Below are 21,069 nucleotides of genomic sequence, written 5' to 3'. Positions count from 1 at the left end.
CAGGTGGGCACAGCGCACCCAGGAAGTCGATCGACCGTACTGCTCGCCAGACTCGCCAGGAGGCACCCATGACGACAGCCGCACGGAAATCCGTCGAACTCGGATCGGTAGTACCCATCAAGTCGGCCGGACAGCCGGCTTCCGCAGACCTGTCGTCCGTCCTGGGTAAGGCGCGTCTGATCCTGGATGCCTTCGACAGCGACCACAGCGACCTGTCGCTGACCGAGCTCGCCCGTCGCAGCGGTGTCGCGAAGGCGACGGTGCACCGGCTGGCCGGGGAACTGGTCGAGTGGGGTCTCCTCGAGCGTGCGGGTACCAAGTATCGACTGGGGCTGCGACTGTTCGAGCTGGGTCAGTTGGTGCCTCGGCAGCGCATCCTGCGCGATGCGGCGCTCCCGTACATGGAGGATCTGCTCCTCGCGACTCAGGAGACGGTGCATTTCGCGGTCCGCGACGGTATCGACGTCCTGTACATCGAGAAGATCATCGGGCATCGCGGACTCAACCAGCAGTCGCGGGTCGCGGGCAGGTTGCCTCTCTACTGCACGGCGACCGGAAAGATGATCTTGGCGTTCTCGCCGCAGTCCGTGTTCGACGAGGTAGTCGAGCAGGGCTTCACCGCGTTGACCAACCGCACCACGATGTCGGTCGGCGTCCTCCGTCAGCAGCTCGACCGCATGCGCAACGACCAACTCGCGGTCGAGGTGGAAGAGACCCGTTTGGGCTACATGAGCGTCGCCGTGCCGGTCTTCAGCGGACCGCGCACCCTGGCCGGTGCTCTCTCTGTCACGGCGCCCACTGCCCGGCTGAACGTCAGCCGGATCACCGGCGCCCTGCGGACCGCCGGCGTGGGCATCACCCGGACCCTGCATGCGATGAAATGCGCGCACTCCCCGGGCGACGCGGCTACCCGTGACGTGACCTGCAGTCCGACGATGTGCTCGTTCAACGGGTGCGGAAAATGACGTCGACCGGCGAACTCAGCGGTCTCTGAGCGGCTGATACCCCTGCCGTTCGGCGTCCCAGGTGTTCTCGCAGACGCCCCGGGAACGGAGTTCCGGTTTGCGCACCTTGCCGGTCTCGGTGAGCGGGAGCGAATCCACGAGGTCGATGTACCGGGGGAGTGCGAAGTAGGCAAGGTGTGCCTCGGCGAAGCGCAACAGGTCCGCGGGCTCGAGGGTGATTCCCTCGCACGGCACCACCGCCGCCATCACCTCGTCCTCGGCGAGCGCGGACGGCACGGGGAACACGGCCACCTGCGAGACACCGGGATGCTGCGACAGTACCGACTCGACCTCGGTCGCCGACACATTCTCGCCGCGGCGTCGGATGACGTCCTTGATACGGTCCACGAACCGGAACCAGCCGTCCGGTTCACGGATCACGCGGTCACCCGTGCGCACCCAGGAGCCTGCGGGTGGGGTGGGATCTCCCAGGTATCCGTCGGCGAATCCGCCGTTCCGCAGACTGCGAACTACCAGCTCCCCGGGGGCCCCGTCAGGTACCACCACGCCGTTGGCGACGACGGTGGCCTCGTATCCGTCCATCACCCTGCCGGGGTATCCGGGCCGCCGCCTGCCCGGAAGCGTCCCCAGGACGAGGTTGGTTTCGGTCGACCCGAAGCCGTCGACGAGTTCGATTCCGAAGCGCTCCCGGAACGGCTCACACAGGTGCGCGGGCGTCGCGGGAGACAGCGAACGCGTCACGCGGTGCGCACGATCCGCCGCTGACGGCGGTTGGTTCATCAGCATGGCCACCATCGCGCCGAGGAGATAGATCACCGTCGCACCGCACTCCTCGACCTGTGTCCAGTGCCGACTCACCGAGAACCTTTCGCCCATGACAAAAGTGCCGCCCCATGCGAGCGCCGCGAACAAAGCATTGATGGCGTTGGTGTGGAAGAGGGGAAGACAGTTGTAGAGAACATCCTCGGTTCCGAGATCGAGCGACCGGCCGACGCCCTCGCCCCACCAGAGGAACTGGGCGTGCGGGCACCGCACACCTTTGGGCATCCCGGTGGTGCCCGAGGTGAAGAGTACGGCGGCGATATCGAGTGCGCCGACGGGTGCCGGGCCACACAGTGGATGCGCGGCTCCGGGGTCGGCGTGCGGAGCCGCCGCGGATCCGAGGACCCAGCGCTCGCCCGCGAATCCTGCCGAATCCACTCGTTCGAGAAACTCCGGCTCGACCAACAACCGCCCCGCGCCGGACTCGTCGAGCACGTGCTTCAGTCCGTCGCCACGCAACGCGATGTTGAGCGGCACCGCTGTGGCGCCCAGCCAACTGCAGCCGAGGAGCAGATCGATGATTTCGATACGGTTGGCCGACATCGCGGCGACCCGGTCGCCGCTGCGAACGCCGTGCCGGAAGAGAGAAGCGGCCATCGACGCTGCCCTGCCGACGAGTTCGCGGTAGGTGACCTGGACGTCTCCGGCGCGGAGTGCAACATGATCGCCGAAGACCTCGGCCCTGGCGATCAGCAGTGCCGGGATGGTCATCGCCTCGGGGAGGTGCGGCTCCACTTTCTCTACGGGCATGACGTCAGGGTACGACTACGGCGCGCCCGGCCACTTTGCCCTCACGCATCGACTGCAGGGCGTCGGCAATGTCGTCGAGTGCGAATTGCTGCACCGCGAGCTGCAATTCGCCCGCCACGAGTCGGCCGATCAATTCTGGGGCGAGCTCCGCCTGCCGTGCTCCCTTGCGCATCATGTTCACCGGCAGAAGCTGTACGTCGCTGAGCAGCCAATTGGGGAGGTCGAGAGTGAGTTCGGTTCCCAGCGTGTATCCGATGAGCGCAGCCCGACCGCCGGGCGTGACGCGCTCGAGGAGCGGCGGGAGGGAGTCACCCGCGAGGGTGTCGATCAACACTTCGGCGACGGGTTCGTCGCCGAGCGCCTTCGCCAACTCGGCACCGCGACCGACGACCGGCCGCACACCGGCGGGAAGCAGATCCACCTGATCGGGCCGGGGCACGATTCCGATCACCTCGGCGGCGCCGGCGAGCTGAGCGAACTGGGCGGCCATCGACCCGACCGCACCCGACGCGCCGGACACCATCACCCGTTCCCCGGCGCAGACCTTCGCGACATCGTTCACGGCGACGTATCCGGTGGTGCTCGGCAGGAAGAACGTCGCGGCCATCTCCGGCGCGAGACCGGAATCGAACGGCGTGAAAACCTTGTCTGCTGCGACGAGGTACTCGGCCCAGCATCCGTTCTTGAACAGGCCGATGCCGCCACCACGCACGAGCACCCTGGTTCCGGGTGCGAACGTGTCCGATTCGACCACCGTTGCAGCGCCGTCGGTGCCGCCGATGTGGGGCAGCGGGGGCTTGACGTTGAACTTCCCGCTCGCGACGGTCATATCGAGGTGGCCGAGCGCCGCCGCATCGATGCGGACCAGCGTCTGCCCCGTCTCCCGGGTGGGGGTGTCGATCTCGTCGATGACAGGGGCCTGACCGAAATTGTGTAGCCGCGCGGCGCGCATATGTCTCCTTCGGATGAATGTGCGGGTTTCAGCTGAGAATTGCGTTCGCACGCAAGTCGGCGATCTTGTCGTTCGAGTACCGCAGTACGCCGCCGAGAACCTCGTCGGTGTCGGCACCCAGAAGGGGTGCGGCACTGCGTACTTCGCCGGCCGCGCGATCGAGGCGGACAGGTACCCCCTCGTGCAGAAAGGCGCCCGCGCGGGGGTGTGTCCGTCGTACGAAGAAGCCGCGGTCGCGCAGATGAGCATCAGCCTCGACCAGGTCCCTGCCGTCCTGCACGGTGCCCGCGGGCACGCCCGCGCGCTGCAGCATCTCGGTGACTGCCTCCGCGGGCAGCGTCCTGGTCCACGCCGTGACGGCCGCCGCGATCTCCGGGTTCCGCACCCGGCGTTGCCCGGCCGTACGAAAGCCCTCGGCATCCGACCATTCCGGGCGTTCGATCAACTCGCACAGTGAGCGCCAGTCGGACTCGTCCCGCACGGCGATTGCCGTCCAGCGGTCCGGGCCCAGACAGCGGAACACCCCATGGGGCGCATACTCGGCGTGAGCATTTCCGTTCGGTTCCGGCAGCCGGCCCGTGCCGGTCGACTGGATGACGCTGGTCCCCATGTGTGCGGCCATCGCCTCGAGCTGCGACAGGTCGACGTGCTGCCCTCGGCCGGTGTGATCCCGGTGCTCGAGGGCGGCCAGGGTCGCGGTCGCAGCCTGCAACCCGGCCACGATGTCGCCGTGACCGTAGATGACGCCGACGACGTCTTCGGAGCCCCATCCTGTCAATGCCGTCAGTCCCGTACTGGCGGATACGATGTCCGCGTACGACACCCAGCTGCTGCGCGGACCCGTGTGGCCCATGCCGGACATCGAGACGTACACGATATCGGGACGCAGTTCGCGGAGCCGCTCGTATCCGAGCCCCATCTTCTCCATCACGGAGGAGCTGAAGTTCTCGATCACGACATCGCTCTCGGCGATCAGGTCGGCGAGCACCGCGAGGCCTTCGGGTGAGCGGGTATTGAGGGTGATGCTGCGTTTGTTGCGGTTGACGTCGTTGAAGTAGCCACTGGTATCGGGATCGTCGTGCGGACCGCGGGACAGGTGCATGGCGGGTGCGAACCTGGTCGGGTCGGGCCGCCCCGACGATTCGACCTTGATGACCTCGGCACCGTGGTCGGCGAGGATCCGGGTGCAGTAGGGACCGGCGAGAACCCAGGTCAGGTCGAGCACTCGGATCCCGTCGAGGCTGCGCCTCCCTGGTTGCGTCCCTTCTGTGGGTGGTACTGCGGGAGTGCGAGATTCGGTCGCCAGCGACTGGTCTGAGCCGAGTCCCGGGACGACGAGCTCACGGACCCGCCGACCCTCGGGGAACGCGAATCCGAATCCGAGATCGCGGGTCACCCCGTCGTCGGACACTACGTCGAGGAAGAAGTCACGATCGTTCAATTGGGGGTTGATCAGCAGTTCGGCGGGGCCGTCCACCGCGGCCCACGGAAGTTTGCGGTCCTGCGCGCGGACGGCGAACTCCTCCTTCGGCCATTTCGACAGAAATCGCTGCAGAACCTCGAAGAGGTGATCCTGGTGGGTTTTCCGTTCGACGGGGTCGCTCCAGCGGGGGTGATCCAGGTCGTCCTGGACGCCTTCCTCGATCAGCCACTGCAGGGTGGCATCCCACATTCGGGGACTGCCGCCGAGTCCACCCCCGAGAAACCCGTCGGCGGCGCGGAACAATCCGTGCGGGACCAGCGGGTGCACGCGGCCCGGCCGACCGGGAATGCGGTCTTCGTGCACGTACGCGAGCGTCGCCGCCTCGAGGCTTGCCGCCACGCATTCCTGGGCCGATATGTCGATGAACGGCGCGGGGCCGAACCGCCTGGCCCGCAGGCCGAGCAGGGCGCCGATCGCCGCGTTGACGCCGGCGAGTTGCTCGGCTTGGCCCTCGGGCAGCGAGAGTGGGGGACCGTCGGGCTCGCCGACCTGCGCCATCATCCCGCCCGATGCCGCTACCGTGAGGTTCGTTGCCGCCCAGGTCCTCCGCGGGCCGGTGATGCCGAACGGTGTGACCCGCACGTGGACGAGTGAATCATGTTGGGAAACAGATGGTTCCGAACCGACAGTGCTGCCGTCGAGGAGAATGTCCGCCCCCGCGATCAGTTCGTCGAGTACGCCGCGATCGGCGTCGGTAGACAGGTCGAGCACGACCGAGCGTTTGCCTCCATGCCAATGGGCGAAGGCGTATCCGTCGAGTTCGCGGCGCGTCGGATCGCCCTCCGGCGGCTCGACGAGAATGACCTCGTACCCGAGCCCCACGAGGACCCGGCCCGCGAACCGGGCGAACGGGCTCGACAGTTCCACGACGCGAATAGCGGATTCGACCACGGTTGCTCCATTCCGTACTGGTATGCGTGCCCTCCGTCCGGGAGCGTGGGATAGACACTATGACCAGGCCGAGCGGAGGGGCATCATTCTGTTCTGCTGACCGGACCCGTACCGGTCCGGTCAGCAGAGTGGTCGGCGCAGCTACTGCGTGTTCTGGTCGAACCAGCCGCTCAGCAGGACTTCCTGCGGATCTATGTCACCCGGGATCTTCCCCTGAGCGCGGAAGAAGTCGACCAGTTGCCGTGCCTGCTCGATGTCGTCGGGAGTGAAATCGCGTCCGCGGAAGTCGATCTGGGTGACCTGGTTACGCACTTCGGCCGGATCCATCTGGATTGCTTCGGCTACCGCCGTCGCGGCCCGGTCAGGATCTGCGTCGACGATGTCTGCGGCCTGCGCTATCACGCGGAACACGCGGCCGGCGAGTTCCTCGTGGGTGCTCAGCCAGCTGTCCGACGCGATCAGCCATTGCGAGTACTTGGCCCCGAAGTCGCCCGTCGTCCCGGCGACGTGACTTCCCGAGTCGACGGCTTGCGTGACCCAGGGATCGAACGAGATGAACCCGTCGATGTCGCCGCGCGCGAGAAGCGCGGGCTGTTCGGGCGGACTCGTCGTCACGAGGTTGACCCCGGCGGGATCGAGTCCCAGACTCCGTAGATACCGGTCGGTGAAGTACAGCCCGATGCCGGGGAAGACCCCCATGGTCTTGATCGAGTCGGGCGTGACGCCGTCGCGGAGAACGACCTGGAAGTAGCGGTCGGACTCCTCGTACACACCCAGCGCACGCAGCCCGGGATTGCCGGCCATGACGGTGAGCGCAGTCGAGTTCGCGTTTCCGGACAGTTCAGACATGCCGGCGACGACGTTCTGTGCACCGGCAGCGCCACCCTCGGTCTGGATGACCTGTACATCGAGGCCCGCTGCTTCGAACATCCCTTCGCGGTCGGCAAGGAAGATCGGTGCATAGGACGGGTCGACACCCACCGAGATACGCACCAGGTCGCCCGCGGTGGTGGCCGCCGTCGTGGCGGGACGGGTACACGCTGTGGTGGCGACGGCGACGGCGGCGAGCGCCGCCACAGCCGCTACCCCGCGTCGCCAGAAATTGGTCTTCATGCGGTTCCCTTCAGAACATGGTGTGTCACGGTGTTAGTGTCAGCGCCCGGTGAAGGTGGGCGCCCGTTTGTCGAGGAAAGCCTGTAGTCCCTCGGCGGTGTCAGCGGTGGCGATGAGCTCGAGCACGGCGGAGAATTCGACGTCCAGCGCCTGGTCGAGGGGCAACGTCCGGCCCTCCTCGACGACGCGCTTGAGCAAGCCGATCGTCCGGGTCGGCTTGTTCGCGAGCGAGTGTGCGGTCGAGCGGATGTGCTCGTCGAATTCCGCGTCGGGGACAACCCGGTCCACCAGTCCGATGCGCAATGCCTCGGCGGATGTGAGCCGAGTACCTTCGATCATCAGCAGTTTCGCCCGGTGCGCACCCAGCAGCCGGGGCAGTCTCTGACTGCCACCCGCGCCCGGGAACAAACCGAGCGATATCTCGGGAAAGCCGATGGTCGCGGATTCCGTCATCACCCGCATGTCGCAGGCCAGAGCCAGTTCGGCACCGCCGCCGAGGGCATGACCGTTCAGGGCTGCGACGACGGGCTTCGGGGCGGTCTCGAGCAAACGCTGGACGTCGACCCATGGGCGCATCGCGCGTTGGGTGGCCTCGGTGAGATCGCGCATGACGGCGATGTCCGCGCCGGCGACGAAGAACCGGCCCGTGCCTCGGAGGACGATGCACCGAACGTCCGGGTCGTCGGCGAGCGGCGGAAGCACCTGCAGGAATTCCGCGATCAGCGCGGGGTTGAAAGCGTTGGCCGGCGGGCGGTCGATGGTGATGGTCGCGATTCCATCCGACACCGCGGGTCGTAGGAAGGCGGAGGTGAGTCTCGATGGCTCTGGCATCAGGTGCATACCTCGATGTGTAGAAGTGACGGTCGAACAGTTTCGTTGAGGAGTCAGTATCGACTTATCGGCCGGTCTGCAACACGAATGAGGTTCGGTGAGTAAACCGAGGGACAGATCCGGTGGGTGTCCGCGCCGCGTGACCGGTCAGCTGAGCGGACCGAGTGCGTTGACCGGGCAGTCCCGCTGGGGCACGTTGCCACTATCTCCCGAGCGGTAGAGGCGCGGGACCAAATCTGACGGAGGCGCGAATCGATGACCAGCCCATCGACGGTGGAGTTCGGGCAGATCGCGGAGGCTGCGGCGCGGTTGTCGACCGCACAGCGTGACGGTGTGCCGTGTGCGCCGGTGCGAGACCTGATCGGCCGCTCGGATATCGCGGCAGCGTATGCGGTGCAGTCACGCATCGTCGCGGACTTCGTGGCAGGCGGCCGAACGCCCGTCGGCCGCAAGATCGGATTGACGTCGCCCGCGGTTCAGGCGCAACTGGGAGTGGATCAGCCCGACTTCGGGGTCTTGTTCTCGGATATGAACTGCCCGGTGGCGGAACCGGTCGATGTGAGCCGGCTGCTGCAGCCGAAGGTCGAGGCCGAGATCGCGTTCGTCCTGAGTGCGAACGTCGATGTGGAGGTGGACGCAGTCACCGTACGTACGTATGTGGAGTGTGGTGTGGCCGCCCTCGAGATCGTGGATTCACGTGTTGCGGCGTGGGACATCACCCTCGGCGACACCATCGCCGACAACGCGTCCTCGGGACTGTACGTACTGGGAGATCGGGTTACCGCATCCGAGTTGCCGGACCTGACCGCGATTTCGATGTCGATGGCCGCGAACGACACCGTCGTCTCGCACGGTAGGGGTTCCGACTGTCTCGGCTCGCCGTGGGCGGCGTTGGCGTGGTTGGCGAACACGTCCCGCGAGCTCGGCTCGCCCCTCCGTGCCGGTGAGGTGGTGCTGTCCGGCGCACTCGGACCGATGGTGCCCGTCGCACCCGGCGTCACCTACACGGCGACGATCAGCGGTATCGGCTGTGTGTCCATCTCTTTCACGTCTGGAGCATCACTGTGAGCACGAAAGTGGCGATCATCGGTCCGGGCAACATCGGCACCGATCTGCTGATCAAGATCAAACGGCTGGCCGAAGGTGAACTCGAGGTTCTCGCGCTCGTCGGAATCGACCCGACCTCGGACGGGCTCGCGCGCGCGGCGCGTCTGGGGGTCGGCGCAATCTCCACGGGTGTGCAGGGGCTGATCGACCACCCACGGTTCGACGAGATCGAGATCGTCTTCGACGCCACGTCCGCGAAGGCGCACGAGTTCAACGAGAAAATGCTGCGTCCCTTCGGAAAACGCCTGATCGACCTCACGCCCGCGGCGATCGGACCGTACGTGGTGCCGTCGGTGAACCTCGACGAGCACCTCGAGGCGCCGAACGTCAACATGGTCACCTGCGGCGGTCAGGCAACCATCCCGATCGTTGCGGCCGTTTCGCAGATTACGCCGGTGTACTGGGCCGAGATCGTGGCGTCGATCGCATCCAAGTCGGCAGGACCGGGAACCCGGGCGAACATCGACGAGTTCACCGAGGCCACGTCGGAGGCGATCGTGAAGGTCGGCGGTGCCGCGCGCGGTAAGGCGATCATCGTGCTGAATCCGGCCGAGCCGCCCCTGATCATGCGGGACACCGTCCTGGCGTTGGTCGGGGAGGACAGGAAGACCGAGATCGTGGCCTCGATCGAATCGATGGTGGCGAAGGTGGCCGCGTATGTTCCGGGGTATCGGCTCAAGCAGCAGGTTCAGTTCACCGCGGTCACCGAGTCGACGCTCACTCTGACCGATCACGTCGGTCCGCTGTGGAAGGTCTCGGTATTCCTCGAAGTCGAGGGCGCCGCGCACTATCTTCCCGCGTACGCGGGAAACCTGGACATCATGACCTCGGCGGCGCTCGGTGTGGCCCGAGAGATCGCAGCTCAGACGAAAGAAAAGGTGGTTTCGTGACCGTCGAGACGCGCGAGTACGTCACCGAGGGGGCGGCTCTCTACATCCAGGACGTGACCCTGCGAGACGGGATGCATGCGATCCGGCACCGGATCACTCCCGCGAACATTGCGGCGATTGCCGGTGCTCTCGATGGGGCGGGCGTCGATGCGATCGAGGTATCGCACGGAGACGGACTGGCCGGGCATTCGCTTACCTACGGTCCGGGCTCGCACACCGACTGGGAATGGCTCGAAGCAGCGGCGTCCGTGCTGAAGTCGGCGAAACTGACCACACTCCTACTCCCCGGCATCGGCACGATCGACGACCTGAGGCGGGCGCGCGACATCGGGGTCGCATCCGTCCGAGTGGCCACGCACTGCACCGAGGCGGACGTCTCCGCCCAGCACATCGCGACCGCACGCGAACTGGGCATGGACGTGTCCGGGTTCCTGATGATGTCCCACATGGCATCACCGCAGGAACTTGCGGCACAGGCCCGGTTGATGGAGTCCTACGGCGCACAGTGCGTGTATGTGACCGACTCCGGTGGCCGGCTGACGATGGGCGGCGTCCGGGATCGAGTCCGTGCCTACCGGGACATCCTCGAGCCGAGTACTCAGATAGGGATCCACGCACACCAGAACCTCTCGCTGTCCGTCGCGAATTCCGTCGTCGCGGTCGAGGAAGGTGCGATCCGCGTCGATGCGTCCCTGGCCGGGCATGGTGCCGGGGCCGGCAACTGTCCGATCGAGCCTTTCGTGGCGGTGGCGGACCTGTCCGGTTGGAAGCACTCGTGCGACCTGTTCTCGCTGCAGGACGCGGCCGACGACCTGGTCCGGCCCCTGCAGGACCGGCCGGTGCAGGTGGACCGGGAAACGTTGACCCTCGGGTATGCAGGGGTTTACTCGAGTTTCCTCAGGCACGCCGAGAATGCCGCGGCGACCTACGGTCTCGATACCCGAGACATCCTCGTCGAGGTGGGCGCGCGAGGCCTCGTCGGCGGACAGGAAGACATGATCACCGATGTCGCCCTCGATCTGCGCAACCGCCCGTGAGTACTTATTAACCGCCCGTGGTTAAGAAGTACTCACAGGCACGCAGTGCTTCCCCCGGCTTGGAACGTGGCGGTGTCGCAGTAGGCGGAGCGCGGATAGTACGGACCCATCGTGGTGGCGGGGTCGGTGTGATTGCTCTGCGACGCCTGCACCGACTGTGGGTAGAAGGCGTCGGACGGCAGCATGTACCGCAGGAACAGCACCTTCTTCGCGACGTCGGTGGAACCCCAGGGGATCACGGTGACGGTCGGGTCGGACGCGGCGCGGGCGGGGACGTCCTGCGGCGCGGCGACGACGTACGTGTAGTTGCCGTCGCCGTCGGTGCGTGTCTGGAAGTCGGCGGCGCACGCGACGACCGGGTACGGCGTCACCTGATCGTTCTGGCACATCGACCAGTACCGCACCTGCCGGCCGGGTGCCGTGACGGGTTGGCCGGCACGGGTGTCGGGGAACGTCGGCGCCCGGCCCTGCACGACGACGATGCGTCCGGGCCGATACGTCAGCCCCGCCCCGACATACTTGTTGTCGCCGTTGGGAAACAGGCCCGACGTGCTCGCGGGGTTCACGAACGTCGCCTCGGGCACGTTGCCGGGGAACGCGCCGGACGCGGCGCCGGCGATGATCTGGTCGAAACCGGCCTCCGCGACCTGTCCGAGTGGGCCGTTGTCGTAGGCGGAGGGATCGAATTCGGATCCGCACGTCGGCACCGGCGACGTCCGGCCCCCGAACGTCAGCGTCACGTCGGGTAGCGGAACGCCGCCGGTCGGCGATGCCGGGTCGTCGGGCACGTACACCCGGATGATGAGGAAGCCGACGGGTACCGACTGCGCGTCGGTGCCGTCGGGCAGGGCCTGAATCTGGTTGCGCGAGTGATCGGCCGGACCGGTCACGACCGTCGCGTGCCAGCGCTTCTGGGTTGCGGGCAGGGCACCGGCGGCGGCGTCGTCGAACGGGTTTCCGCTGCCGGGGTCGGGTCCGATCTGGTTGTCGCGCAACGTGTCGACGGTGTCGAAGTTCGTCCCGTACGTGTTGAGGGAGAAGTAGCGGGCGGCCGGGTAGGTGCCGCTCAGTTCGATGGTGTCACCGGGCCCCAACGCGTAGGGCAGAACCCAGTACGTCGCGTTGGCGTCGGGGAAGGCGACGTCGAGCACGGTCGAGTTGGACATGAACTGCCATGCGCACTGCGCCGTCGGAGGGGGCGCCGCGGACGCGAGGGAGGCCCCACCGGACCACAGCAGCAGAACCAGTACGGCGGCAACGACTCTCTCGGCCATGGCCGTCAGAACACCTCCCCGAACGCGGTCAGCTTGTCGATACCCTCGCGGTCGATCTCGCCGGGCGTGTACCGGTTGATCAGCTGGATGTAGGCGAGGTACCGGGCCATCGCGTCGGCACCCTGCTGAGCGAACGCCGGGGGTAGCGGCGCGGCGAGCTGAGTCGGCAGGTACTGGGTCATCAGCTGGGCGGCCATGGCCGGACCGCGCGGGTCGTGATCGAAGGTGTTGTCGAGTTCCGCCCGACCGCGTTCGGTGGCGTAGTCGTAGAACTCGTACTGGAACGACGCCGGGTCGACGTAGGCGGTGGGCCCCAACCACTTCGAATACACCGCGACCTTCGCCTCGGGGGTGCGCAACACGTAGATGTGGGTGGGGGAGTTGTTCCAGTTGATCCCCTGCGGTGCGTGCTCGTTGGTGGCGAGGACGACGTGGTCGCGGCCGGCCGCGGCGTTGCTCCGCAGCAACGGCATGAGGTCGACGCGTTCGGCGTACGTGGCGAACAGGTCTCCGGACATCCAGTTCCGGTCGCCGTGCCCGAGCGTCGCGAGCAGCGGCACCACGTCGACGCTCGACGTGAACTGGCCGCGTGGGGTGTCGGTGTCGCCGGTGAATCGCCCGGTCGGGTCGGCGACGATCAGCGGGATGTGGAACGCCTCGTCGTAGGCGGTGGACAGCTTGCCGGCGACGAAGCCGTGCGCCCCGGCGTATTCGCCGTGATCGGACGTCATGACGAAAACTGTGTTCGCCGCGACGTCTTCCGGTAGCGAGTTGATCACCGTGCCGATGTGGTGATCGACCATCGACAGCACGTTGGTGTAACTGTCCAGGGCCCGCTCCCAGTACGTGTACGGCGCGAACGCGATGTGACGGTCGGGATCGGTGCCCTGACCGTAGGGCTGGAGGTAGTAGTTCGACAGATTCTGGACGTCGTCGGTGACGCCGCCCCACACCAGGGCCTGGAACTCCCGCGCGAACACCTGGGTGCTCGGTTTCGACTGCAGCGCCTTCTCGGGTTCCCAGTTGGGGGGCACGGACGGATAACCCAGCCGTGGAGGGTCGCTCTCGGCGGTGGTCACCGACCAGGCCCGGGCGGGGCTGAGCGGGGGAACGTTGTTCGCGTACAGCGACTGATACCGTTCCGCTTCCGTTCCGGCCCAGAAGAACTGCTGGTCGTGGGGATTGACGAAGCTCGCCGTGAGGCAGAACGGGCCGTCCCCGGGTTTACGCGTCGACAACCACGCCGCGGCCTGGTCGGCGATGTGCCCGTCGAATTCGAATCCCTCACCGTTCAATCCGATGATGTCGGGCATGGTCAGTCCGTCGAACCCGTACTCCTCGAGGTAGCCGGGGGCGAGCCCCGAGTCCTCGTCGGGCGACGGCGACAGATGCCACTTGCCGACGTACGGCGTGACGTAGCCCGCCTGCCGCAGCAGCTTGCCGTACGTCGGGAACTCCCTCCCCATCGCGGGCGACGGGACGGGGGACGCCCGATTGCCGGTCCGCGTCTGCAACATCCAGTTCTGCAGCGGATACAGCCCGGTGACGAAACACGCACGGCCGGGGCTGCACGCCACCCCGGCCGTGTAGTGCTGCGTGAACTTCACCCCCGGCGCCCACAGCTTGTAGAGGTTGGGCATGAACCGCTGCAGGAACTGGTCCGCAGTGCTGATCCCGGCCGGAAATACCTGGGGAAACCGCATCTCGTCGACGACGATGAACACGATGTTGGGCTGCACGTAACTATTCGGCTGGCGGCGCAGCGGTAGCTCCGACGCATCCGCCCGACGGTCGAAGAGGCCCGACATCACGGTCACCCCGCCGGCGACCGCCGCACCCGAGAGAAACGTTCGCCTGTCGATCCGATGGCCGGCCTTCTCCTCGCTCATGGCGGTTCCTCCGGTCGAAGGGATGGGATCGTCACACTCTCTGTACCCATTTTCGAACGAAGTAGTGATGTGTCGTCGGAAATGTCGCCCGTGATTGGATACATCCGTGAATGCCGTAGTCCCGACCCCGCCCGATCCGTTCTTCACCGTCGGTACCCGACTCGAGGGACAGCTGGGCCGGACCGGAACCATTCACACCCCGCACGGTGACATCGCGACGCCGTCGTTCGTGGCCGTCGGTACCAAGGCCACCGTCAAGGCGGTGCTGCCGGAGAGCATGAAGGAGCTGGGCGCGCAGTCGCTGCTCGCCAACGCGTACCACCTGTACCTGCAGCCCGGGCCGGACATCGTCGACGAGGCCGGGGGTCTGGGCAAGTTCATGAACTGGGACGGCCCGACGTTCACCGACAGCGGCGGATTCCAGGTCATGTCGCTGGGCGTCGGGTTCAAGAAGGTCCTCGCGATGGAAGCCGTCGGGGTGCGCTCCGATGACGTCATCGCCAAGGGTAAGGAACGCCTCGCGACCGTCGACGACGACGGCGTCACGTTCAAATCGCACCTGGACGGATCGCGGCACCGGTTCACTCCCGAGGTGTCGATGCAGATCCAGCACCAGCTCGGCGCCGACATCATGTTCGCGTTCGACGAGCTCACCACGCTGCTGAACACCCGCGGGTACCAGGAGCAGTCGGTGGAGCGGACGCAGGCGTGGGCGGTGCGCTGCATCGCCGAGCACGAGAAGCTAACCGTGGAGCGCTCCCACCGCCCGTATCAGGCGCTGTTCGGGGTGGTGCAGGGCGCGCAGTACGAGGACCTGCGGAGGCAGGCGTGCCGGGGGCTGGAGTCGATCACGGGGGAGAGCGGCCGCGGTTTCGACGGGTACGGCATCGGCGGAGCGCTCGAGAAGCAGAACCTGGGCACCATCGTCCGCTGGTGCAACGAGGAATTGCCCGAGCACAAGCCTCGGCACATGCTCGGCATCAGCGAGCCGGACGACTTCTTCGTGGCCATCGAGAACGGCGCCGACACGTTCGACTGCGTGAATCCGTCACGCGTCGCGCGCAACGCCGCGATCTACCACCCGGACGGCCGGTTCAACATCAACACCAGCCGATTCCGTCGTGATTTCACGCCCATCGACGAGAACTGCGATTGCTACACCTGCGCGAATTACACCAGCGCCTACATTCACCATTTGTTCAAGGCGAAGGAGATGCTGGCGTCGACGTTGTGCACGATTCACAACGAACGCTTCACCGTCCGGTTGGTCGATCAGATCCGCGCCAGCATCGAAGGTGGCTACTTCGACGAGTTCAAAGCCGACACCCTGGGCCGCTTCTACCGCACGTGAGTGGGAAAGCGTCCTCGGGCACACATTCCCACTCACGTGGGGGTCAGAGCTGGTAGGTGGGTTCGCGCTTCTTCACGTAGGCGATGACGCGGTACGTGATCGGCATGACCAGTACCTCCACGAGGGTCTTCCACAGGAAGCCGACGATCACGTAGTTGACGAAATCGCTCCACGTGCTGATGCCGATCGCGCCGGCGGCGATGGAGCAGAAGATCAGGGTGTCGGCGAACTCACCGACGATGGTGGAACCGATGAGCCGCGCCCACAGGTGCTTCTCCTTGGTGCGCTCCTTGATGAGGACCAGCGTCACCGAGTTCAGCATCTGCCCGACGAAGTAACCGGCCAGCCCGGCGAGCAGCAGTCGCGGGTAGACGCCGACGACGGACCGCAGCGCTTCCTGGTTCTCGTAGAAGTCGGCGGACGGCAGTTCGATGAGGAGCCAGAAGCAGAACGCGGCCAGGATCAGGGCGCCGAAGCCCAGGTAGATCGCGCGACGCGTCGACTTGAACCCGTACACCTCGCTGAGCACGTCGCCGAGAATGTAGGCCAGCGGGAACAGGAAGAAGCCGCCGTCGGTGATGATCGGCAGGATCTGCAGCGGCCCGAGCGTGAGCGACGAGTCGGCGAAGAATGCGACGCCTTTCGTCGCGCAGATATTCGAGATCAGCAGCGTCGCGGTGAAGAGGGCAACGAACGTCGGGTAATACCCCCGGCTGACGTGCGCGAACGACGCGTGGTCGTCTTGTTTGGTCTGCTGATCTGAGGCTGTCACGCCGCAATCCAAGCACCTGCAGGTGGAGGGGCGCGAATCAGGAACGGGTGAACGTACCTTTTGTCCGATCTGACGCGACGAAAGGTACGTTCACCCGCACGGTAGGACGTGGTTCGGACTAGCCCGGGACTAGCCCTGGACGACGCGCGTGCCGCCGGCCAGTTCGTCGTGCTTGCCCTGCTTGGTGGGGCTGCCGTTGATGGTCACCCCGATGACGATCGCGGCGACGACACCGAGCAGTCCGAACAGGAACCCGAGGAGCGGAAACCCGCCGAGTGCGGACAGGACGTAGAAGCCGTTCCTGGTCAGCGACTGCTGCTGGGTGGGGAGTCCGCCGTTCGGCCCCTCGACGCGCAGGCCCAGAATCTGCTTGCCCAGGGTCTGCCCCTTCGTCGTTTCGAGGAAGACGAAGTAGCCGACGGCGGCGGCCGCGGTGAGGATCGCGCCGAGGACGCTGCCCAGGAAGTTGCCCAGCACCAGCGCGAGGACGGTGCTGACCACGGCCATCGGGATGCCGACGATCAGGCCGTCGATCACCCGCGCGCCGAGGCGGGGAAGAAGTTCACCGGGGCGGGACGGGTCGAACCCGAAGTCCGGCTGCGCGAACGGCTGGGTGCCGAACTGCTGCGCCGAATCGAACTGCGGCGGTGCCCCGAACTGCTGTCCGTACTGCTGCTGCTCCGCCCCGTTGTTGTGCGGTTGCCCGTACTGCTGCCTGCCGAACGGCTGTTGTCCCTGGCCTGGATCGAATCCACCGGTAGTCATGTGTTCCCCCTCGAATCTCGAGTCCTGAATGTCTCGGATGACGCCTGAGCACCTTACGCAAGGGGTGGGAGTGACTCGAGTGACGGGAGTAGCAAAACGGGTGAGCGTACTTTCCGTCCTCGAAGACAGGAAGCACGCCCACCCGTGGGAGCGAGCGGTCAGGCCGCGACGTAACGGCCGGTGAGCACGCGGTACGCGTAGGTCGACGCGATGATCGTGATCGGGATCGAGACGAGAAGTCCGACGCCGCAGAGGATTGCACCGACGATGTTGATGCCGACGAGAGCGAGGGCCAGCAGCAGCACCGGGCCGACGTTCTGCGAGATCACGCGGAAGCTCGACTTGATGCCGGTGATCGCGTCCTCGTTCTGATCGATGACGAACTGCAGCGTCCACCAGGTCAGGAAGATCACGATGAGACCCGGGATGATGAGCAGGACGAAACCGATGGTGGTGGCCACACCGATGATCACGCTGGCGATGATGATCGCCCCGACGTTGGTGAACTGGAAGAACGACCCGAAGGCCGGCTTGTTCCCGTCCACCTCGTGCAGTGCGCCCCGCACGAGAGCCGCATTGATCAGGTAGCCGACGATGGTGGTGACGATCGTGCCGACGATGCGCCACACCGAGAAGGCCGCGCTCATGTCGGACGACGTGCTGAAGCCGCCGAAGACGAGGTTCAGCACCACCTGGATGATGGCAGCGATCAGCAGAATTCCGATCCAGATGAGCGCGTTGTCCTTGAACTTGTTCCAGCCGTAGCCGATCGCGTCGCCCACGGAGAACTGCCCCGGCGTCTGCCCGGGCGTGCCGTAACCCGACATCGGCGGGGGCGGCGGATAACCGCCGGGCGGCGGTCCCTGCGGCGGCGGCGGGTAATTGCCCTGCGGCGGCGGGTAATTTCCGCCGGGCGGGGGTCCTTGCGGCGGCGGGTAATTACCGGGGGGCGGTGGATAGTTTCCGCCGGGCGGGGGCGGGTAGTTTCCGCCGGGCGGCGGTGGCGGATATCCGCCGGGCGGCGGTCCCTGCGGCGGCGGAGGGTAATTCCCCGGGGGCGGCGGATAACCACCGGGCGGCGGTGGAGGATTGCCCTGCGGGGGGTATCCGCCCTGGTCACCACCTTCAGGTTTGTCGTTAGGGTCGTATCCACCAGTCGTCATGTGATCCCCTCAGCAAGAGTTGAATGCTCGCGCGTGACAGTGCGAATAAACACTACGTGGACAATCCTTTACTCGCCTCCCTTTGGTCTGCTTCTTCTCCTGCGGTTTTGATGCTTTACGCTGGTTATCGTGACTAATTCTGGGGGATCGGACGATTCGAATCCGTACGACGGGCAAACACCACCCACTTACGGCGAGGTTCCCGGCTTGCCGCGGGACGGATACGGGGTCGACGAATCCGGTTACCCCACCTATTCGGCGCCCACCGAGAAGTACCCCGACTATCAGCCGCCGGGCGCGTACGGGACTTCTCCGAATCCGTATGCCTCGCCCAATCAGAATCAGTACGGCGGCGACCAGTACGGGGCTCCGAACCAGCAGTACGGGACGCCCAACCCGTATGCCGCCCCGAATCAGTACAGCGCCCCCAACCAGTACGGGGCTCCGGGCCAATACGGCGGTCCCGCCCCGCAGTACGGCGCACCGAACCCGTACGGCGCGCCCTACCCGCGGCCGCTGGGGACGAACGGTCTCGCGATCGCGTCGCTGATCACGTCGATCGTCGGTGGATGCTTCTACGGCCTCGGCTCCATCGTCGGCATCATCCTCGGCATCATTGCGCTGGGCCAGATCAAGCAGTCCGGGCAGGAGGGCCGAGGACTCGCGATCGCCGGAATCGCCATCGGCGGTGCCTACGTCGTCGGCTGGATCCTGTTCTTCGTGATCATGGTGATTGCGGCGGCGTCGGGAGCCTGACCACCCACGGTTCGCGGTGCAGGCGGGCCGGGTCGAACCGGTCGAGGAGTATCCCGAGATCGACCACCTCGCCCGGTTCCGCGAGCCCGAGTGACGTCGCCAGCACCCCGAGGACGTCGCTCGGGGTGCGTCCCAACGCTTTCTGGTCGGTGAGGGTGACGGCGCCGTCGCGTTTCGCGAGCCGTTTGCCGTCCTCGTTGAGTGCGAGGGCCACGTGCGCGTAGGTGGGGGCGGTCAACCCGAGCAGCCCGGCGAGGTAGGCCTGGCGGGGCGCGGACGAGAGCAGGTCGTCGCCGCGCACCACCTGATCGATTCCCTGGGCGGCGTCGTCGACGACCACCGCGAGGTTGTAGGCGGGTGTTCCGTCGCCGCGACGCAGCACGAGATCGTCCACCATGCCGGAATAGCTGCCGTGCAGGACGTCGTCGATGGTGAACGAGGTGACGCCGGAGCGCAGACGCAGCGCGGGTGGTCGTCCGCCTGCGAGCCGGTCTGCGCGTTCGTCCGGCGTCAGGTTGCGGCAGGTCCCCGGGTAGGCACCCTGCGGTGCGTGCGGCGCCGACGCCGCTTTCAGGATTTCTCTTCTCGTGCAGAAGCACTCGTACGTGAGGCCGGCGGCGTGGAGTTCGGCGATGGCCGCGTCGTACCGCGGCAGTCGGTGCGACTGCGAGACGACGTCGCCGTCCCAGTCGAGGCCGAGTTCCGCGAGGTCGGCCAGTTGCCGGTCCCGGGCGCCCTCGCGGACGCGGTCGAGGTCTTCGACGCGCATGAGGAACCGCCGGCCGGTGGACCGGGCGAACAGCCACGCCAGCACGGCCGTCCGCAGGTTGCCGAGGTGCAGGTCGCCGGACGGGCTGGGCGCGAACCGTCCCGCACCCTCCACCCGATGTGACAGCGGCTCACTTCGACGAGAGGGATGTGACATCGGCCGAGGGGTCAGCTGGCCAGTTCGATCGACGACGACGGCACGACGTCGGCGCCCTGCAGAATCATGCCGATCTGAATGTCGAGGGCGTGCTCGAGGTACGCGGGCGGGTACAGCGCCGGACTGCCGATCGCATCGAGGGCGAGGCCGTCGACTGTGGCGAGGAGAAGCGCCGCACGGGTTTCCGCCTCCGGGGTGCCGATTCCGATGAGCACGGCGGACAGTCCGGTGCGGATGGTGAACAGGGTCTTGCGCCGGATCTCGGCGAGCGACGGGGAGGTCGCGGCCCGGACGGCGAATGCCGCCATGACGTGCGCCTCCCGCGACCGCGCCTCGTCGAGCGGCAGCAACTGGGACATCGCGCCGAACAGGGCCCGGGCGGGATCCCCGCCGCGCTCGACCTCCGACAGTCGGGCGAGCAGTGTGTCGACGAAGGTTCGCAGGGCGAACGCGAACATCTCGTCCTTCGTGGAGAAGTGGTGCTGCACGGCTCCGATGGACACACCCGCCCTCTTGGCGACCTCGCGCACGCTGGCGCCCTCGAGACCCGACTCGGCCGCGACGTCGAACAGGGCTGCGGCCAGGCGTTCGGGGCTGGTGGACGAGTATCGGCGTTCGCGCATGCCTCGAACATTACTGACGTATTGAATCAATACACGCGTCAGGCGCCCGTGTTGCCTCGAGTGGCGGGTGTGACTTCGGTTATCGGCGGACGTACGTCAGGAAAATCATCCCGCTCTCGAAGGCGCGGCTCGCGGCCAGCCGGAACCGCTGGGGGCCGAATTCGCCGTCGAACAGCGGAATGCCGGTGCCGATCGCCACGGGATTGAGCTTGATCCGGAGCTCGTCGATCTCGGGCTGCACTGCGGCGGCGAGCTTGCCGCCGCCGCACAGCCAGATGTCCTTGCCGTCCTCCCGCTTGAGTTCGCGCACCTTCTCGATCGGATCGCCCGAGACGATCTCGACGTCCGGGTCGGGCGAGTCGGTGATGGTGGTCGAGAAGACGTACTGCCGCAGGTGTGCGTACGGGCTGGTCACGCCCAGGTCGAGGCCGGGCTGGTAACTGGCGCGGCCCATGAGCAGTGTGTCGAAATGCTTGTTCGGGGCATCGATTCCCAGCGGTGCCCGCATGTGGGTGGGAACCGTCTCGGGGTACTCGGCGATCATCACGGGCATGTGGTCGCCGTCGATCTCGAAGATGGTGCCGGTGGGGTCCGTGCCGTCGGCGCCGGCGATGAATCCGTCGATGGTGGCGGCGACGTAGTAGACGAGCTTTCGCATGTGAGTCCTCCCGTGGTCGGTAACTACTCCATTTGTAGTACTATGACTGCAG

General features: G+C 66.4%; 19 protein-coding genes. 6 read left to right on the top strand and 13 right to left on the bottom strand.

Annotated features, from left to right (window positions below; translation table 11 throughout):
- Positions 1–68 precede the first annotated feature (68 nt).
- Entirely contained in the window at positions 69–965 is an 897-nt protein-coding gene (locus ACFVJ3_RS03640) for an IclR family transcriptional regulator (protein ID WP_378450758.1), read from the top strand.
- A gap of 15 nt (positions 966–980) precedes the next feature.
- Here the strand turns inward: ACFVJ3_RS03640 and ACFVJ3_RS03635 are convergent, their stop codons facing one another.
- The 5 genes from ACFVJ3_RS03635 to ACFVJ3_RS03615 all read right to left on the bottom strand — a co-directional run bounded on the left by ACFVJ3_RS03635 (position 981) and on the right by ACFVJ3_RS03615 (position 7,807).
- Positions 981–2,537, bottom strand: a complete 1,557-nt coding sequence (locus ACFVJ3_RS03635; RefSeq protein WP_378450757.1) for an AMP-binding protein — start codon at positions 2,535–2,537, stop codon at positions 981–983.
- Positions 2,538–2,541: 4 nt separating this feature from the next.
- The gene (locus ACFVJ3_RS03630) at positions 2,542–3,489 is read right to left on the bottom strand and encodes a zinc-binding alcohol dehydrogenase family protein (RefSeq protein ID WP_378450756.1); all 948 of its coding nucleotides are present in this window, start codon (positions 3,487–3,489) and stop codon (positions 2,542–2,544) included.
- A 28-nt stretch (positions 3,490–3,517) separates the two neighbouring features.
- Positions 3,518–5,863, bottom strand: a complete 2,346-nt coding sequence (locus ACFVJ3_RS03625) for a CoA transferase (RefSeq protein WP_378450755.1) — start codon at positions 5,861–5,863, stop codon at positions 3,518–3,520.
- Between the two features lie 141 nt (positions 5,864–6,004).
- The gene (locus ACFVJ3_RS03620; protein ID WP_378450754.1) at positions 6,005–6,976 is read right to left on the bottom strand and encodes an ABC transporter substrate-binding protein; all 972 of its coding nucleotides are present in this window, start codon (positions 6,974–6,976) and stop codon (positions 6,005–6,007) included.
- A gap of 39 nt (positions 6,977–7,015) precedes the next feature.
- The gene (locus tag ACFVJ3_RS03615; RefSeq protein WP_378450753.1) at positions 7,016–7,807 is read right to left on the bottom strand and encodes an enoyl-CoA hydratase/isomerase family protein; all 792 of its coding nucleotides are present in this window, start codon (positions 7,805–7,807) and stop codon (positions 7,016–7,018) included.
- A 255-nt stretch (positions 7,808–8,062) separates the two neighbouring features.
- Between ACFVJ3_RS03615 and ACFVJ3_RS03610 the strand changes: the two genes are divergently transcribed.
- From ACFVJ3_RS03610 to dmpG, 3 genes are read left to right on the top strand one after another with little or no spacing between them, the layout of a single operon-like run.
- Entirely contained in the window at positions 8,063–8,875 is an 813-nt protein-coding gene (locus tag ACFVJ3_RS03610; RefSeq protein ID WP_378450752.1) for a 2-keto-4-pentenoate hydratase, read from the top strand.
- Positions 8,872–9,804 carry an acetaldehyde dehydrogenase (acetylating) gene (locus ACFVJ3_RS03605; protein ID WP_378450751.1) on the top strand — a complete coding sequence of 311 codons (933 nt, stop codon included), beginning with the start codon at positions 8,872–8,874 and terminating at the stop codon, positions 9,802–9,804. The genes ACFVJ3_RS03610 and ACFVJ3_RS03605 overlap by 4 nt, the downstream gene beginning before the upstream one ends.
- Entirely contained in the window at positions 9,801–10,841 is a 1,041-nt protein-coding gene (gene dmpG / locus ACFVJ3_RS03600) for a 4-hydroxy-2-oxovalerate aldolase (RefSeq protein ID WP_378450750.1), read from the top strand. The genes ACFVJ3_RS03605 and dmpG overlap by 4 nt, the downstream gene beginning before the upstream one ends.
- 32 nt (positions 10,842–10,873) lie before the next feature.
- Here dmpG and ACFVJ3_RS03595 read toward each other — a convergent pair whose 3' ends face one another.
- Complete coding sequence (locus tag ACFVJ3_RS03595) at positions 10,874–12,115, bottom strand: hypothetical protein (RefSeq protein ID WP_378450749.1); 1,242 nt, start codon at positions 12,113–12,115, stop codon at positions 10,874–10,876.
- Positions 12,116–12,120: 5 nt separating this feature from the next.
- The gene (locus ACFVJ3_RS03590) at positions 12,121–14,004 is read right to left on the bottom strand and encodes a sulfatase-like hydrolase/transferase (protein WP_378450748.1); all 1,884 of its coding nucleotides are present in this window, start codon (positions 14,002–14,004) and stop codon (positions 12,121–12,123) included.
- A gap of 106 nt (positions 14,005–14,110) precedes the next feature.
- On the opposite strand from ACFVJ3_RS03590, the gene tgt reads away from it, so the two are divergent.
- Positions 14,111–15,355 (top strand): tRNA guanosine(34) transglycosylase Tgt, encoded by a 1,245-nt coding sequence (tgt, locus tag ACFVJ3_RS03585; RefSeq protein ID WP_378450747.1) that lies wholly within the window; start codon positions 14,111–14,113, stop codon positions 15,353–15,355.
- Between the two features lie 43 nt (positions 15,356–15,398).
- On the opposite strand, the gene ACFVJ3_RS03580 is transcribed toward tgt, so the two are convergent.
- From ACFVJ3_RS03580 to ACFVJ3_RS03570, 3 genes are all read right to left on the bottom strand, one after another.
- Entirely contained in the window at positions 15,399–16,127 is a 729-nt protein-coding gene (locus tag ACFVJ3_RS03580) for a queuosine precursor transporter (RefSeq protein ID WP_378450746.1), read from the bottom strand.
- A gap of 129 nt (positions 16,128–16,256) precedes the next feature.
- Positions 16,257–16,892, bottom strand: coding sequence for an RDD family protein (locus ACFVJ3_RS03575; protein WP_378450745.1), 636 nt, complete (start codon positions 16,890–16,892; stop codon positions 16,257–16,259).
- A gap of 158 nt (positions 16,893–17,050) precedes the next feature.
- Complete coding sequence (locus ACFVJ3_RS03570) at positions 17,051–18,055, bottom strand: hypothetical protein (RefSeq protein WP_378450744.1); 1,005 nt, start codon at positions 18,053–18,055, stop codon at positions 17,051–17,053.
- A gap of 207 nt (positions 18,056–18,262) precedes the next feature.
- Between ACFVJ3_RS03570 and ACFVJ3_RS03565 the strand changes: the two genes are divergently transcribed.
- Positions 18,263–18,811, top strand: a complete 549-nt coding sequence (locus ACFVJ3_RS03565; protein WP_378450871.1) for a DUF4190 domain-containing protein — start codon at positions 18,263–18,265, stop codon at positions 18,809–18,811.
- Here ACFVJ3_RS03565 and gluQRS read toward each other — a convergent pair.
- The 3 genes from gluQRS to ACFVJ3_RS03550 form a co-directional block, all read right to left on the bottom strand.
- Positions 18,780–19,736 carry a tRNA glutamyl-Q(34) synthetase GluQRS gene (gluQRS, locus tag ACFVJ3_RS03560; RefSeq protein ID WP_378450743.1) on the bottom strand — a complete coding sequence of 319 codons (957 nt, stop codon included), beginning with the start codon at positions 19,734–19,736 and terminating at the stop codon, positions 18,780–18,782. The genes ACFVJ3_RS03565 and gluQRS overlap by 32 nt on opposite strands.
- Before the next feature lie 11 nt (positions 19,737–19,747).
- Positions 19,748–20,359 carry a TetR/AcrR family transcriptional regulator gene (locus ACFVJ3_RS03555; protein ID WP_378450742.1) on the bottom strand — a complete coding sequence of 204 codons (612 nt, stop codon included), beginning with the start codon at positions 20,357–20,359 and terminating at the stop codon, positions 19,748–19,750.
- Between the two features lie 79 nt (positions 20,360–20,438).
- Positions 20,439–21,017 (bottom strand): dihydrofolate reductase family protein, encoded by a 579-nt coding sequence (locus tag ACFVJ3_RS03550; protein WP_378450741.1) that lies wholly within the window; start codon positions 21,015–21,017, stop codon positions 20,439–20,441.
- Positions 21,018–21,069: the final 52 nt, after the last annotated feature.

It is taken from the genome of Rhodococcus sp. NPDC127593 (genome assembly GCF_042671975.1).
Taxonomy (GTDB): domain Bacteria; phylum Actinomycetota; class Actinomycetes; order Mycobacteriales; family Mycobacteriaceae; genus Rhodococcus_F.
The sequence above is the reverse complement of the archived record's forward strand: the minus strand, read 5'-3'. Positions and strand labels throughout refer to the sequence as shown.